Origin of the sequence: Streptomyces sp. YS-3 (assembly GCF_045257485.1) — a bacterium.
Classification (GTDB): Bacteria; Actinomycetota; Actinomycetes; order Streptomycetales; family Streptomycetaceae; genus Streptomyces.
Window position 1 is genome coordinate 1 of sequence record NZ_JBJHPC010001096.1, and the last position, 934, is coordinate 934.

Sequence of the window (934 nt, forward strand, 5' to 3'; positions counted from 1 at the left end):
ACCTCCCTCGGCACCGTGCCAGCGCAGCAGGTCGAGCATGACCGGGTCCGAACCGGCCCGGTCGAGGGCCTCGGCGTGCAGCACCCAGTCCCCCAGCACCGCCGTGAACTGCTCGATCGCGGCGACCAGCGAGAGCCGGAAGCGCAACCACTCCGGGGGCGGTATCGGCGCGCCGAAAGGAGGCTGCTCACCGAGGAGGACATCGAAGAGGAACTCGACATGGCGGGTGTAGGGCTCGGTGTCGAGGCGCCGCACCCCGTGCGGCCGTTGGCTGTGTTGCTGGCTGCCCGGACAAAACCGTCTCCCTCTACCCCAGGGCGGCGCGGCCCACCGCACCCGCTGCCGCACGGGCCGCCGGCGAGGTCGCGAGATATTCGACGGCCTTGCGCAGGGAGCCCTCCTGCGAGGGATGGTACGACCGCCGGAAGTAGCGGGGTATGGCCGCGCCCAGCTCCTTCCAACTGGGCAGCAGTCCACGCCGTACGGCCCGGTTGTGCTCGCTCAGCGAGTAGCGAAGACGTCCGGCCAGCTGAGGATCGTGACGGATCAGATAGGAGGTGCCCCACGCCCACAGCCAGAGCAGCACCGGGGCGACCACCACCATGCCCTCCAGCCGGCGGGCGTAGCGGGGCAGGCCCTCACCGCCGCAGTGCTGGTACATGTCGAAGGCGACGGCGCGGTGCTCGACCTCCTCGGCACCGTGCCAGCGCAGCAGGTCGAGCATGACCGGGTCCGAACCGGCCCGGTCGAGGGCCTCGGCGTGCAGCACCCAGTCCCCCAGCACCGCCGTGAACTGCTCGATCGCGGCGACCAGCGAGAGCCGGAAGCGCAACCACTCCGGGGGCGGTATCGGCGCGCCGAAAGGAGGCTGCTCACCGAGGAGGACATCGAAGAGGAACTCGACATGGCGGGTGTAGGGCTCGGTGTCGAGGCG

At 70.7% G+C, this 934-nt stretch carries 2 protein-coding genes; both read right to left on the minus strand.

The window, feature by feature from the left end; genetic code table 11:
• Positions 1-255 (minus strand): metal-dependent hydrolase (locus tag ACJA3G_RS37705; protein ID WP_406557504.1); only part of this gene is annotated, 255 nt, incomplete at its 3' end.
• Positions 256-307: 52 nt separating this feature from the next.
• On the minus strand, positions 308-934 hold a 627-nt coding region (locus ACJA3G_RS37710), incomplete at its 5' end, for a metal-dependent hydrolase (RefSeq protein WP_406557505.1).